This window comes from Mycolicibacterium psychrotolerans (genome assembly GCF_010729305.1).
Lineage (GTDB): Bacteria > Actinomycetota > Actinomycetes > Mycobacteriales > Mycobacteriaceae > Mycobacterium > Mycobacterium psychrotolerans.
Genome location: NZ_AP022574.1, coordinates 5,160,165 through 5,174,163, shown reverse-complemented (window position 1 = coordinate 5,174,163; position 13,999 = coordinate 5,160,165). Strand labels below are relative to the sequence as shown.

At 69.2% G+C, this 13,999-nt stretch carries 13 protein-coding genes; 8 read left to right on the top strand and 5 right to left on the bottom strand.

What is annotated here, in order from left to right:
• Positions 1-55: 55 nt before the first annotated feature.
• Positions 56-2,023, bottom strand: a complete 1,968-nt coding sequence (locus tag G6N45_RS25010) for a hypothetical protein (RefSeq protein WP_197746854.1) — start codon at positions 2,021-2,023, stop codon at positions 56-58.
• 349 nt (positions 2,024-2,372) lie between these two features.
• On the opposite strand from G6N45_RS25010, the gene G6N45_RS25005 reads away from it, so the two are divergent.
• Genes G6N45_RS25005 through G6N45_RS24990 form a run of 4 tightly spaced genes read left to right on the top strand, consistent with a single transcriptional unit; the run spans position 2,373 to position 7,404 of the window.
• The gene (locus tag G6N45_RS25005; protein WP_163726215.1) at positions 2,373-3,725 is read left to right on the top strand and encodes a tyrosine-protein kinase domain-containing protein; all 1,353 of its coding nucleotides are present in this window, start codon (positions 2,373-2,375) and stop codon (positions 3,723-3,725) included.
• A gap of 12 nt (positions 3,726-3,737) precedes the next feature.
• On the top strand, positions 3,738-5,027 hold the full coding sequence (locus tag G6N45_RS28260) for an O-antigen ligase family protein (RefSeq protein ID WP_163726212.1): 1,290 nt from the start codon (positions 3,738-3,740) through the stop codon (positions 5,025-5,027).
• Positions 5,024-5,911, top strand: a complete 888-nt coding sequence (locus G6N45_RS24995) for a glycosyltransferase family 2 protein (protein ID WP_163726209.1) — start codon at positions 5,024-5,026, stop codon at positions 5,909-5,911. Before G6N45_RS28260 ends, G6N45_RS24995 begins: the two co-directional genes overlap by 4 nt.
• A complete protein-coding gene (locus G6N45_RS24990) occupies positions 5,911-7,404 on the top strand; it encodes an oligosaccharide flippase family protein (protein WP_163726206.1) in 1,494 nt (497 codons plus the stop codon). The genes G6N45_RS24995 and G6N45_RS24990 overlap by 1 nt, the downstream gene beginning before the upstream one ends.
• Here the strand turns inward: G6N45_RS24990 and G6N45_RS24985 are convergent.
• Together G6N45_RS24985 and G6N45_RS24980 are read right to left on the bottom strand one after the other, a co-directional pair.
• Positions 7,401-8,411, bottom strand: a complete 1,011-nt coding sequence (locus G6N45_RS24985; protein ID WP_163726203.1) for a cellulase family glycosylhydrolase — start codon at positions 8,409-8,411, stop codon at positions 7,401-7,403. The two genes, G6N45_RS24990 and G6N45_RS24985, sit on opposite strands and share 4 nt — an antisense overlap.
• A gap of 22 nt (positions 8,412-8,433) precedes the next feature.
• Positions 8,434-9,327 carry a glycosyltransferase family 2 protein gene (locus G6N45_RS24980; RefSeq protein ID WP_163726201.1) on the bottom strand — a complete coding sequence of 298 codons (894 nt, stop codon included), beginning with the start codon at positions 9,325-9,327 and terminating at the stop codon, positions 8,434-8,436.
• 170 nt (positions 9,328-9,497) lie between these two features.
• Between G6N45_RS24980 and G6N45_RS24975 the strand changes: the two genes are divergently transcribed.
• The 4 genes from G6N45_RS24975 to G6N45_RS24960 all read left to right on the top strand — a co-directional run bounded on the left by G6N45_RS24975 (position 9,498) and on the right by G6N45_RS24960 (position 13,081).
• Positions 9,498-10,604, top strand: a complete 1,107-nt coding sequence (locus tag G6N45_RS24975; protein WP_163726197.1) for a glycosyltransferase family 4 protein — start codon at positions 9,498-9,500, stop codon at positions 10,602-10,604.
• The gene (locus G6N45_RS24970; protein WP_163726194.1) at positions 10,601-11,554 is read left to right on the top strand and encodes an NAD-dependent epimerase/dehydratase family protein; all 954 of its coding nucleotides are present in this window, start codon (positions 10,601-10,603) and stop codon (positions 11,552-11,554) included. The genes G6N45_RS24975 and G6N45_RS24970 overlap by 4 nt, the downstream gene beginning before the upstream one ends.
• Positions 11,551-12,663, top strand: a complete 1,113-nt coding sequence (locus G6N45_RS24965; RefSeq protein ID WP_163726192.1) for a glycosyltransferase family 4 protein — start codon at positions 11,551-11,553, stop codon at positions 12,661-12,663. Before G6N45_RS24970 ends, G6N45_RS24965 begins: the two co-directional genes overlap by 4 nt.
• 94 nt (positions 12,664-12,757) lie before the next feature.
• The gene (locus G6N45_RS24960) at positions 12,758-13,081 is read left to right on the top strand and encodes a hypothetical protein (RefSeq protein ID WP_163726189.1); all 324 of its coding nucleotides are present in this window, start codon (positions 12,758-12,760) and stop codon (positions 13,079-13,081) included.
• Here G6N45_RS24960 and G6N45_RS24955 read toward each other — a convergent pair.
• The gene (locus G6N45_RS24955) at positions 13,078-13,710 is read right to left on the bottom strand and encodes a Maf family protein (RefSeq protein ID WP_163726186.1); all 633 of its coding nucleotides are present in this window, start codon (positions 13,708-13,710) and stop codon (positions 13,078-13,080) included. The two genes, G6N45_RS24960 and G6N45_RS24955, sit on opposite strands and share 4 nt — an antisense overlap.
• Entirely contained in the window at positions 13,707-13,988 is a 282-nt protein-coding gene (locus G6N45_RS24950) for an acyl-CoA carboxylase subunit epsilon (RefSeq protein ID WP_163726183.1), read from the bottom strand. The genes G6N45_RS24955 and G6N45_RS24950 overlap by 4 nt, the downstream gene beginning before the upstream one ends.
• Positions 13,989-13,999 lie beyond the last annotated feature (11 nt).

Below are 13,999 nucleotides of genomic sequence, written 5' to 3'. Positions count from 1 at the left end.
TGGTTCTACGGCAACGCACAGTGATCTGAGTCACGCCCGCGTTCAGGAAGGAGGTCTACTTCTTCGCGGCCGTGGCGCGCCGCCGCGACAGCAGCACCGCCGCGACCAGGACGACGGCCAGGATCGCGGCCGCCGCGACCGCGAGTGGGACCCACGACTTCTGCGCAACCGCGGCCGGAGCTTCGGCAGCGGCCTGGACGTCTCCCGCCCGCACCGAGACGTTCGTCGGGACGCCTGCCGCCCCGGCGGCGAGCACGTCACCGCTGAGCGCCGACCACCCGCCCTGCTGACGGTCGATGTAGTCGAGCAGCGGGTCGACCAACCGCCAGTCGTCGGTGGTGGTGATCAGCACGACGGTGCGTCCGCGGGCTGAGTCGGCGAAGGCCTGCACGGACCCGAGACCGTCGGCGATGTCGGCGCGCAGCTCGGTCGGCAGGCCGATGTCGACGGTCGCGGCGTCGCCGCCGACGGGCGGATCGAGGGTGGTGTCGGCGATGGCGGCGGACCTCGCGACGATCAGCGCACCCGAGCGCGAATCGGCCGCGGTCCGCACGTCGACCACCTGGGGTGTCAGCTGCTGACTGGTCAGCCGCGCGATGGCGTTGATGATGCGGGCGGCGTAGACCAGCTGGCCGGGGCTGCTGCCGTCCATCGCGACCATGAAGCTGGGGCTGAATTCCGAAGGAAGAGAGGAGAATCCGCCCGTCGGTGTGCCGCCGCGCCGCAACGTCAGCGTCGACGTCGGATCGACCTGGAAGGTGATGGGGGCGATCAGCGGTCCGCAGGTCTGGTGGGGGGTGTAGGTCAGCGCCATGTCGAGACCGAGGTACTGCGTCAGCGCCTTGCCCTGCACGTTGAACGTCGCGTCGAGGCGGCCACTGTCGTTGAGCGCGGCCCGGTACAGCACCCGGTCGTTGGACCGGATGACGATGCTGGCCGCGTCGTCGGTCGGCACCGGTGTGTAGTCGGCGAGCAGGTGCACGCTCACCGCGTCGACGCGGCCGATGCCCAATGCCGAGCGGTCCACCCGCACGGTGACGGTGCCGGTGCGCAGAACGTCTGTCTTGCCGGCCATCTTGAGCTGATCGAACGTGAAGGTGTCGCCGCTGAGGGTGGGGGTGGCGCCGGCCTGATCGATGCGAGCCGATGGTGTCTGCACGAGCGTCTGCAGCTGGTTGACGAGCAGACCGACCTGCGTGGTCAGTTCGTCGCCGTTGCCGCTCACCCGCAGGCGGGCGTCCGGGCTTCCGGGAGCCTCCACGGTCAGACCGGCCCGGCCGCCGGCCTCGACGACGACGGTGCGGGCGAACTGCCCGGCGGGCGGCGGCGTCGCGCCGCGGGGTTGGGTGACGACGTCGACGGCCAACGGCTGCGAGTTGTACAGCCGCGTCAACGTCGAGACCAGCGACAGCACCGACTGTTGTTCGGCGGTGCCTGCATCGGTGGGGGTGTAGATGCTGACCCGCTCGAGCACCGGGGGGAAGAAGGTGGCGACGGTGTTGGCGGGCGCTTCGACGCCGGTGAAAATCGTTGACAGGCCGCTGAGGGCGAGCTGCTGGAGAGGTCCGCAGAAGCCGTCGCGATTGTCGGTGGCACGAAGTGTGAAGGTCAGCGTGACCGACGAGGATCGGGCCGGCGCGGCGGAGATGTCCACGTCGAGGGGAGTCTGCGGCGGCGCGGTGGCTGCCGGCGGGAGCGGGATGCTGGTGAGCAATGTCCCGTTGGCGTCGGTGATCTCGAGGAAACCGGAGTCGACGTTCGTCGGCGCTTGGATGGTCCCCTGCAGGCGCGAGGCCGTCAGCCCGGCGGGGCCGGGCACGGTGACGCTGGTGGGACTGTCCGGACCAAGGTAGAGGCTGTCGTTCACCCCGAGCGTCCGCCACGCCAGCGTGACTGCGGCGGCTTGGTCAGCGGCGTTGCTGGGTTGGGCATGTCCCACGGCGATCACCGGTGCAGACGCTATTGCTGGGGTGAGGAACATTGCCACCGACAGCAGGATTGCCCGCAGCGGCCGACGGGCCATCATCGATCTCCGTCGGTGTCGATTGTTTCCAGCACCTCGACGAAAGCGGTGACGCACAGCGACAATTGCGCCGCAGTGGAGGAAGTCGATCGTCGTCGCACGCGTTTCTACTTTCCCGCAATCGAGCTCCGGAATGGCAACAGTGGTAGGACTATACCGGCGTACCAGCAGGGTGGACGGGATATCGATCGGCCGTTACGTCACTGTTCTCCGATGAATTCGGGGTCGAGTGGGTCCGGCGTATCACCGTCGGAGGCAGGGGAACTGAGATAGCGTGAGCGCACCGGTGTGCTCGGGTGACGCGTGAGGGTGCGCACAGGGAAAAGGTCGCTGCGTTGAAAGGTCGCCATTGACGTTCCAGGACTTCACGCGGATTCTGCGGACCCGCTGGAAAATCATTTGCGGTGTTTTGGCCATCGCCGTGCTCGGCGCGGTCGCTTATCTGTTGCTCGCCGCGCCGCAATATCAGGCAACGACGCGGTTGTTCGTGTCGACCACTTCTGACGGCACCAACACGCAGACCAACGACGGCGGGCTGTTCGCCCAGCGTCGCGTGCTGTCCTACACCGAGCTCCTGCAGGGCGCCCTGCTGGCGCAGCGCACGATCGACAAACTCGGCCTCGACATGACCGCCGCCGAGTTGCAGGCCGAGGTCACCGCCGTCGCCCCGACGGACACCGTGCTGATCGACGTCACGGTGCAGGACTCGTCGCCGACGCGGGCCCGCGACATCGCCAACACGCTGTCCGACGAGTTCGTCGTCATGGCCGCCGCGCTGGAGACCCCGGATCTGGGCGCCCGGCCGAACGCGCAGATCGTCGTCCAGCAGCGCGCCGGCGTCCCCGAGGATCCGGTGTCGCCGAAGAAGGCGCGCACGGTGGGTGTCGCGGCCGTGGTCGGGCTGCTGCTGGGTGTGCTCGCCGCGCTGGTCCGGGACCGTCTGGACCCGACGGTCAGGCGGCCGGAGATGGTGGAGAGCGCCACGGGCGTCGGCGTGGTCGGCGACATCCCGGTCGAGGCCGGCCACGGCGACGGACCGGTGCTCGCCTTCGGGCGTGACGACGCGACGGTCGCCGACGCCTTCCGCGAGTTGCGGACCAACCTGCAGTCGCTGGAAGTCGAGCCCGGGCCCCGGGTGCTGCTGGTCGCAAGTTCGGTGGCCGGCGACGGACGGACCACCACCGCGGTCAACCTCGCCCTCGCGCTGGCCGAGGCCGATCACTCGGTGGTCGTCGTCGACACCGACCTGCGCCGGCCCCGGGTCGCGTCGTGCCTGGACCTCCCGGGAGAGGCGGGCGTGTCCACCGTCCTGGCCGGCGGCGTGGAGCTGTCCGCGGCGCTGCAGCAGACGCGGTACGCGGGCGTCTCGGCGCTCGCCGCCGGGGAGGTCCCGGCCAACCCCGCGGAGATCCTCGGCACTCAGAGGTTGCGAAATCTCCTCGAGGCGTTGAGCAGTCACTTCGACTACGTCGTGCTCGATTCGCCGCCCCTGACGGTCAAGGACGCAACGATCCTCAGCGCCTCGGTGCAGGGCGTGTTGCTCGTCGTGCGGTACGGACACAGCGCCCGCAAGCAGCTCGCGGCCACCGTCGCCACGTTGAAGAGGGCGGGTGCGCCACTGGTCGGGGCAGTCGTGATGGCACCCGCCGGCAAGGCCGCCCGGGGCGGGCGCGCGCAGCGCCTCGGCGCGCACCAGAGATAACCGGGCGAGGTCATGCGCTACACCGTGTTCGCGCCGGCCCCGACGGGCCTGGCTCCGAACGCCGGGGTGCGCTTCCCGCGTCTGGAACGGCACGCGCTGGCATGGTTGATCATCCTGGCGATCGCCCTCGTCGTCGTTCCCGAGGCGATCAACTACGTCATCGTCAAGCATTCGCCGGACCTGCCGCCGCTGGAGGATTCGGCGGGCTCCTCGGAGGTGCCGCTGGCCCACCTCGCCCGCCTGGCCGGATCGGCGGTGCTACTGGCCTACACGTCGGCCGTGGTGCTGCTGACCCGCGGCCGTCCGGACCGCGCCATCACCGGCCTGCTGATCCTGCTGCTCGCCGTCGACATGCCCTACGTCCTCAGCCCGTCGCTGCCGCCGACCGCTGACTTTCCGAAGATCCTGCTGGCGAATCTGTTCGTCGTCGCGCTGTGGAAGACCGGGGCCTCGATCGACGCGCTGAAATGGCTGCCGATCCTGGTCACCGGCATCGGGGTGTACTCGTTGATCGGCGGGCTGATCGCGCCGGAGTACATGATGTACAACATCGTCTCGGAGAAGGCCATCATCGGCGGCTGGGAGCTGGCCGGCCCGTTCGGGCACGGCAACGTGCTCGGAATGTATTGCGCGGTGGCGTTTTCGCTGGTGCCGTTGATCCCCGGGCGGCGATGGCAGCTGTTCTGCGGCGCCGTCCTGTTCAGCACGGTCCTCGCGTCGGCGTCGCGGACCGCGGTGATCGCGACCGCGCTGGTGCTGCTGTGGTGGTCGGCCTGCCGTATCCGGTCGATGGTCAACGTGCGGTTCGCCGGAACGGTGTTCGCCGGCGTCACCGCGACGACGATGGCCGTCATGCCCTTCCTGCCCTGGGATCCGCAAGCGTTCACCGAGCGGGCCGCGATATGGGTGGCGAGCCTCGCCGCGTGGCAGCGCTCCCCACTGGTCGGCTTAGGGGTCAACTGGTTCCTCATCGATGCGCGGTCGAACGCCAACGACGCCGCGTGGGCGTTCGTGGGCACCGGCCACAATCTGATCATCGACACGCTGGTGAAGTCCGGGGTGATCGGGGTGGCGGTGCTGGCGCCGGTGATCGTGCTCGCGATCCTGGCCGCCCGTTCATTGCCGGCCGTGAACCAGCAGATCGCGTTGTTCGGTTACCTGGGTGCTTTTTTCGTCGCCGCGTCCACCGAGGCGGTGTGGGCTGTGCTGCCGAACCTGCAACTCTTCCCGATCAGCGGCATGATCTTCGCGATGCTGATCCTGTCCCGGTACAGCAGACCGGTCGCGCAGGCGCCGGCATGACGGCTGAACATGCGGTCAGCGTGGTGATCCCGACGATCGTCCGCCCCAGTCTGCGGCGCGCGGTGGAATCCGCTCTGGCACAGACTCTTCCGCCACTCGAGGTCATCGTCGTCGTCGACGCGCCGGGGGAGCCGGACCTGCCCCAGTCCGCCGCCGTCCGGGTGATCACCACGCCGGGGCGGGTGGGTCCGAGCCGGGCCAAGCACCTCGGCATCGAGACGGCCTCGGGCACCGTGATCGCGCTGCTCGACGACGACGACGTGTGGCTGCCCGAGAAGCTCGAGCGGCAGCTGGCGGCCGCTCCGCCGGGCGACGAGTGGGTCATGTCGTGCCGCTTCCGCCGCCTGCTCGAGGGCGGCGAACCCGTCATCGGGCCGCGCACACTCATCGGTCCGCACGAAGCGGTCGCCCCGTATCTGTTCGAGATGCGGGAGCGGCAGGCGTTCAACATGGTGCAGACCTCGACGCTCGTGTTCCCCCGGCATGTGGTGCAGACGGTGCCGATGTCGGTGGCCGAGGGGTCGATCCACGACGACCCGACGTGGCTGATGGAGGTGCGGCGGGCCTTCCCGGAGCTGCCGATCATCCAGCTGCCCGACCCTCTGGTCGACATCGTGTGGACGGCGGCGTCGGTGTCGCGGGCGGGGGTGGACCGCAGCGCGGAGTACATCGACTGGGGGCGGCGCGAACTCGCCGGCGAAACGGCCAGGGTGCGGGGTGATTACATGTTGACCTCGGCGGTCGGGTCGGCGCTGGGGGCGGGATCGCTGCGCGGCGTCCTGACGTCGATCGGGGCTGGGGTGCGGTACGGCCGGCCCGGCGCGCTGGCGTGGGCCAGCGCGGCCAAGTCGCTGCTGCGGCTGCGTCGCCGGCGGGCGGCCTGATGTCTCCCAGCTTCGCCCGGAACACGTTGCTGGGCTTCGCGTCCGGTGCGGCGGTCGCGCTGGCGGGGTTCGTCGGCAACGCCATCGTCGCGCGGCTGCTGGGCCCGGAGCGGCTGGGTGCGTTCGCCTACGTCGTGTGGTGCGTGACGGTCGCGGCGACCATTGCCGCGGTCGGGATCGACGTGGTGCAGCAGCGGTTCATCCCGAACCTGCGCGCCGAGGGCCGCGATGACGAGGCCGAGGGGCTGATTGGCGCGACCACGCGGTTCTCGATGACCGCGATGACCGTCGTCGGCGTGGTGCTGGTCGGCTACCTGTGTGGGCCCGGCCAAGGGGCACTGTCGGGTACCTCACCCGAGGTGGTCATCACCGTCGCCGCGATCTGGTTCGTGTCGTGGAGGCTCGGCGATCTCTACCTGTTCTATCTGCGCGGCGAACAGCACTTCGGCGAAGTGGCCAAACTGTCGGCCGTCTCGGCACTGCTGAAGGTGTCGACGATGGCGCTGGGCGCGTGGCTGTTCGGGATACCCGGGGCGCTCGCCGGCTACATCGCCGCCAACCTCCTGCCGGCGAGCCGGGTGTTCCGGCTGCTTCGCAAGAAACCACGCGTCGGGTCGGGGCTGCGGCGCGAGGTCGTGAAGTTCGCGTTGGGCAGCTGGGCGGTGGGCGTCATCGGAAGCCTGGTGTTCGGCCGCACCCAGGTGGTGTTCCTCGAGCACTACACGGGCCTCACCGCCGTCGGATTGTTCGCGGCTGCGGTGACGGTGGCCGAGATGGCGGTCCAGCTTCCGCCGCTGCTGCTTTCGGCTCTGCTGCCACGGTTCAGCGAGCAGCACGGCATGGGCGCCGAGGAGCACATGCTGCGGCTGTACCGGACGACGACGGCGTTGATCGCGATGGTGATCGTGCCGCTGTGCCTGGGGCTGGCCGCTGTGGCGCCGGTGCTGATTCCCGCGCTGTTCGGCGCCGAGTTCGCCGACGCGGTGCCGGCGGCCTCGGTGCTGCTGGTCGCCGCGGCCATCAGCAGCCTCGGCGTCACCACCCTGTACCTGCTCTACAGCACGGGCAAGACCGGCCTGCTGGTGATCTCGAACGCCGCCGGGCTGGCGATCACCGTCGTGCTGGGCTTCCTGCTGATCCCGCGGTACGGGCTGATGGGCGCCGCCTGGTCCCGCGGTATCGCGCAGGTGCTGGTCGTTCTCGTCGAAACCTGGTACGTCACAAGGCGTCTGGCATTCCGGCCGCCGTACCGTGTGCTCGCCGCGCTCACCGTGGCCGCACTGGCGCAAGCCGCGGTCGCGTACCTGATCACCGTGCAGTGGGGCGGGTCGGTCTCCTTGGTGGCGTCCATTCCGGCCGCGATCGTCGTCTACCTCCTTGCGCTGCGCGCGTTGTCGGTGACGTCGATGGTGGACTCTGGGCTGATGAACCGGCTGGTGGAGCGGGCTCCCGAGCACCGCAGACCCGCGGTGCGCAGGATCTTGAAACTCTAGCCGGCGCCCATCACACCGGCCGCGGTGTCGATCAGCGCGACCGCGGCGAGTTTGAGGCTGTTGTCGGTGCGCAGCACGCCGAAGTTGTCCTCGATCTCGGCGGGATCGGTTCCGCCGTCGACCAGTTCGTAGTAGATCAACGGCCCGGCCCAGTCCCAGGCGTGGACCTGCCGGCGGGCCTGCAGCAGCGTCGCCGCCTGGTCGGGTTCGGAGACCGCGCTCGGGCCCGTTCCGGTCGGCGCGCCGTACTCGGTGATCCACACCTTCTTGGCGCCGTCGCCGCGCTCGGTCATCAGCGCGTGCAGGGCGGGCAGGTCAGGCAAGCCGCCGGTGGTGCGCTGGGTCCGGTCGGTCGGTAGGGACGGAAAGGTGTACGGGTGCACGGCGATTCCATCGGCCATCTGAGCGGCTCCATCGTCGTAGAGCCGGCCGAGGTAGGTGGCGGGATCGACGTCGGGGCTGGGCTCGCCGTAGGTGGGGGACAGCCCACCGATCAGCACGGTGGCGCGCGGGTCGACCTCGCGGACCGCGGCGGAGGCTCCGCGGAACAGCCGGCCGTACTCGGCGACATCGGGGGCCGGCGGCCAGAACTTGCCGGTGTTGGGTTCGTTCCAGATCTCCCAGTGATGCACACCGCGCGCGGCATAACGCTGCGCGGCGACGCGGGTGAAGTTCGCGAACGCGGCCGGGTCGTCGGGCCGCGCGCGGTTGGCGCCGGCCGTGCCTGTGGTCCAGGACGGGCTGTAGGCGAGCACGAGCAGCACCCGCATCCGGTGGGCCAGCGCGCGGTCGACGAGTTGATCGGTAGGTGTCCAGTTCAGTTGATTCTGAACGGGTTCGATCACCGACCAGTCGACGTCGACACGCACCCAGGTGATCCCCATCGCCGCCATCGCGTCGAACTGGTCGTCGAGCGACGACGCATCGGCGCCGCGGTAGTGCACCGTCATCCCGATGGGGACGGCCGAGCCCGGCGACTGGCAGGCGGTGACCGAGCTCGCGATCATCAAAAGGCACAGCAGAAGTCGGCTAGCGCAGGATCGCACGGGTGTCGGCTTCCCGGGTGAAGGGCCTGCCCGCCAGTCCCTCGGCGCGGCCGATCAGCAGCGCAAGCGCGTCGCGGGGGCCGAACTTCGCCGGGTTGCGCAGCGGCATCAGTGCTGCGGCCACCAGGTGGGCGGCCTTGTACCACAGCGGGTAATGCCATGTGCGCAGGACGTTTCCGGCGCCGCGGCCGTAGTTGCGGAGCTTGCGGCGCCGTTCGTCGGGCGGCAGATGGGCGAACTCGGTCTGGGCGCGCACCACGAGGTCGTCCGCCCACACGATGGTGAAGCCGTCCCGGGCTGCCATGCGCAGCAGCAGATCGGGGCCCTCGGCAGATTGCCACGGGGTGTCGGCGCCGGACCCCCGGTGCGGGTCGAACCCGCCGACCGCCGTGAAGGCGTCGCGGCGGAAGACCGTGGCCGGTTCGATCGCGCCCCAGGCGCTGCGTTTGGTCAACGGGGTTCCGGGTGGGGGCAGCGGATTGCGCGGCCCCTCCCGGTCGACGAGCCGGCCCGCGCACACCGTCGCCGGCGCAGCGCAGTGCCGCGCGACGCGCTCGAGGAAATCGGCGTCGACGCGACTGGTGTCGTTGGGGAACCACAACCAGTCGACGTCGTCGCCGAGCGCCGCGGCGGCGGCGTTGCGGCCGTGGGAGATACCGCGGGCGCTGAGCACCGTGCGGATGGTCAACGTGTCGGAGAACGAGTCGACGAGCGCGTCGAGTCCGGGGGCGTCGGCGGGATCGTGGTGGGCGATCGCCACGGCGGTCGGCGGCCGGGTCTGGGCGGCGAGGTCACCGAGCAGGGCGCGCAACGGTTCCCAGCGGCCCACCGTGGTGACGGCGACGCCGATGCGCGGACTCGGCGTCTCAGGCCCCATGGCCGGAAGCGTAATCCAGGTGCACCGGCGATTCCGGTAATCGACCGGCAAACGAACGTCGTGAACTGACCTCTGCTACTAGCATGGCTTCCGTCGCACGTCACCTCGGTTTGCGGCAGAGCTGGTGATGGCATCCTGGGTTGCCGAGCCACGGTCAGGGGGTTGCCGGCATGCGGTTCGCGTTCTTGACGGAGTTGTACGCGCCGAGTGTCGGCGGCCAGGAGGTCTTCTTCCAGGAGCTGGGGGAGGCGATGGTCCGGCGCGGCCACACCGTCGACGTGTACTGCATCGGCCATGTCGCCGGCCTGCCCGATCTCGAGGTGGTCAACGGTGTCACCGTGCACCGCAAAGCGAACTCCGGCCGGTACAAGGCGCCCCGGATCAAAGCCCTGCGGCGAAACTGGTCGGATATCTCCAGATACAGCGCACAGATCCGTCGTGTCGTGGCACGGGGCGGGCATGACTTCTACCTGCTCAACGAGTGGCCGCTGATGCACGTGCTGGCGCTTCCTGGCAAAGTCCGACCACGAAGTGCGTTGCACTGGTGCGAGATTCGGGAAGACCCTCTGCTGCGCACCCTGCAGGCGCAGTTCCCCAAGCTGGTGGGTTCCAATTTCGCGGTCAGCGAGGCGGTTGCGGCGGTGATCACGCGCCAGTCGGGGCGGGAGTGCGGGGTGCTGCCCAGCGGCATCGAGGCGGCGCGGTATCGGGTGGCTCCGGGTGACGAGCGCTCCGGCGCGTTGTACGTGGGGCGCCTGGCGCCGCACAAGAACCTGCCGCTGCTGATCGACGGGTTCGCGCTGGCCGCCGAGCGCGGCTTCGTCGGAGACCTGGTGATCGCCGGAGATGGACCGTCGCGCGCTGACGTTGAGGCTTATGCCCGCCGCAGCCCCGCTGGGGCGCGCGTGCGGGTTCTGGGGTCGGTGGATGAGGCGCAGAAGATCGGACTGCTGTCGACGTCCTCGGTGCTGGGCATGCCGAGCCGGCGCGAAGGTTTCCCGCGGGTGATCGCCGAAGCGATGGCCAGCGGCCTGCCGGTGGTGACGGCCGACTTCTCCGAGAACGGCGCCAAGGACGTGGTCAAGCAGTACGGCGCCGGCGTCATATGCGGCACCGAGCCGGAGAACTTCGCCGATGCACTGCTGGCCGTGCAGGCAGGCTGGGACGGGTATTCGTGGGCGGGTCTGGCCGGCGCGGCCAATCTGGACTGGTCGCACATCGCGGAGAAGCTCGAGAAGCACGCCGAACGCACGGTCGAGGGGAGTAAGGCGCGATGAAGGTCATGGTCACGGGCGGAGCGGGTTTCGTCGGCAAGGAGCTGGTGCAGACGCTGCGCGGCAGCGCCGAGGTGCTGGTCGCCGATCTGCTGCGCTACGGCACCCCCGACTGGCTCGCCGGCGATCTGGACGGGTTCGCGTTCGAGCGCGTCGACATCCGGGACGCCGCGGCGACGGCGGCGGTGGTGGAGAAGTTCGCCCCGGACGTGGTGGTGCACCTGGCGGCCATCCACTACATCCCCGAGTGCGACGCCGACCCGGCGAACGCCGTCGCCACCAACGTGACCGGCACGGTCAACCTGCTGTCGGCGCTACCGTCCGGAACGCGCTTCGTGTTCGCCAGCAGCGGGGCGGTGTACCAGCCGGACGAGGCGCCGCACCGCGAACTCGAATCCACGGTCGCGCCGGTCGACATCTACGGCGTCACCAAGGACCAAGGCGAGGACTACGTCCGGATGTTCGCCGAGAGCCGCGGAATCGCCGGGGTGATCGTGCGGCTGTTCAACGTGATCGGTCCCGGGGAGACCAACCCGCATCTGCTGCCGGCGATCGTCGCGCAGCTGCGCGACAAACCCGACGCCATCAACCTCGGCAACACCTGGCCGAAACGGGACTACATCGACGTGCAGGACGCGGCGGGGGGTTTCGCCGCGGCCGCCCTCGGTGCCGCCCCCGAGCCGGGTGGGTACGAGATCGTCAATCTCGGCAGTGGGCAGCAGTATTCGGTCGACGACATCGTCAACCGGATGAAGTCGGTGCTCGGGCTGGACTTCGAGGTGCGGCAGGACCCGAGCCGGATGCGCGCGGTCGACCGGCCGTATCTGGGCGCCGACATCTCGCGGATCGGCGAACTGTTCGGGTGGGCGCCGAAGTGGGAGTTGGACGAGACACTCGAGCGGATGTGGGCCAATCCTGATTTCCTGCCGCAGTTGGAAGGCCGGTTGACTTGACCGACCGGCGGGTTGATCTGCTGTTCGACGCGCGACACATCCGGCAGAGCGGCATCGGGACGTACATCGCGACGCTGGTGCCGAGCCTGGAGCAGACGTTCGCTGAGCGCGGACTGTCGCTGGCCGTGCTCGCCAACCAGCACGCGGTGCCCGACGTCAGCCAGGACACCACTGTGATCCCGGCCGAGCCGGCGGTGATGTACACCGGCGCCGAACAGCGGGTGTGGGCGCACGCGCTGAGCGCGGTGCGGCCGCGCGGGTTCTGGGTGCCGCACTATCCGTTCCCGCTGGCGATGCTGCGCCATCGAGAGACTCGGCTGTTCGTGACGGTGCACGACACGATGCACGTGCGGCCGCGGGAGGTCAGCGGGCAGAGCGCGGCACGGCGGGCGTACGCGCGCACGATGTTCCGGTTGGACGGTCGGTTGGCGACGCTGATCTTCACGCCGTCGGAGGCCACGAGGGCGACGGTGATGGCGATGTCGCCGGGTGCGCGGGTGATGGTGACGCCGATCCCGGTGGACGAGGAGTGGTTCGCGCCGGTGGATCCCGGCTTGTCCCCGGTGCCGGCGCCGTATGTGCTGTATGTCGGGAATGCGAAGTGGCACAAGAATCTTCCGCTGCTGTTGGAGGCGTTCGGGGACGTCACCGGCGATGTGCCACACAAGCTGGTGATCGCGGGAAGCGGCGAGGCGCTGCGCGGTGGCGACGAGCGGGTCCCGGCGCTGGCGGCCGGGCTGGGGGAGCGGGTCGAGGTGATGGGGCGGTTGGACTTCCCCGTGCTGCGGTCGCTGGTTGCCGGGGCCGATCTGCTGGTGATGCCATCGCTGCACGAGGGTGCCGGCTTGCCGCCGATCGAGGCGATGGCGTCGCACACCGCGGTGATCGCGTCCGATATACCGGCGCTCCGGGAGACATGCGGAGGGGGGACGGACTACTTCGACCCGACGGACCACGCGGAGCTGGCGGCATTACTACGGGCGCTGTGCCGGGACGAGGACGCCCGGGCCAAGCTGGAGGCGCGGGGCTGGGCCCACGTGACGGCGCGGCAGGCGGGATTGTCGATGCGGCCGGCGGCCGAGGCGGTGGCAGAGGAGATCGCGAGATGACCGCAGCTACTCCGACACGCCACGTCTGCGCGCGCGATGGCCGTTAATCGACTAGGGTCCTATGCGATCCGAAAAAGACCGGAGGGGTTCGTTCATGCGGAAGCAAATGGTTGCAGCGGCGATGGCGTCGGCCATGGTAGTGGCGTCGGTGGGGCTCGCCGGACCGGCTGCTGCCCAGGACGAATGGGTCATGCCCGACGTGCGCGGCGAGGTTCTGGAGACCGCGATCAAGGACGTCCGCAGTGTGACCGGCGACGTGGAACTCGACCTCAGGTTCGTGCCGCGGAACGTGAATCAGGTGGTCTACAACTACACGAATTGGGCGGTCTGTGCGACGTCACCAAGTCGAGAACGAGTGATCTCGCAGAAGACCAAACGGGTTATCTTTTCGCTTAGGCGTCTCAACGAGGACTGCTAGCTCACCTTCCAGAGTTCGGCAACTGACATCCCGGCCGTGTCGATGAGTCGTCGAACCAGCGGCAGGCTGACGCCGATGACGTTGGACGGATCGCCGTCGATACGGTCGATGAACCATCCGCCGAAGCCGTCGAGTGTGAACGCACCCGCCACCTGCACGGGTTCGCTCGTCTGAAGGTAGGCACCGAGTTCCTTCTCCGAGGGCTTACCGAAATGCACGGTCGTACTACCCGTTTCGCCGGCGGTATGCGTGATCACTCCCTCGGCGAGACGAAGAAGTGCATGTCCGGTGAGCAGATGCCCGGTCGAACCGGCCATCGAGAGCCATTGGTCAAGCGCGGCCTCCACGCTGCCAGGCTTGCCGCGCAGCGAGCCGTCCAGATAAAGCATCGAATCGCAGCCCAACACGAGGCAGTCGGACGCGATGTCACGCGGCAACTGCGCCGCGACGCTGAGGGCCTTCGCGTTCGCGAGCTTCAGCACGACCGCCTCGGGCGGCGTCTCCGGCTCGAGCGACGCGATTAGCGCATCCTCATCGACATCGGAAACCACTACCAGTGGATCAATGCCGGCCTGCCGCAGCACGCGCAGTCGGCCGGCTGAGGCGGATCCGAGGACAACCCGGGTCATCGCCGCATGTGCATCCGTTCCAGAAGGGTGACGCGCTGCCAACTGGTGACGTCATAACGCAGCTTGTCGACCGGGTGGCCCCAGGGGTTGAGTTCCTGCGGGCCTGGTTCGGCGTTGCCGGCGCCGCCGGCCCCGGCAAGCACGGTCACGAGCGCGGCGATCTCCTCGGTGGAGGGATTGCCCTTGACCACCTGGAAGTGGGGGTCGGGCTGGGGCGGGTCGTCGATCGTCATGTCTCGCGGGTCGGAGACCTCGACGATGTCGGCATCATGGTCCACAGCTGAACTCC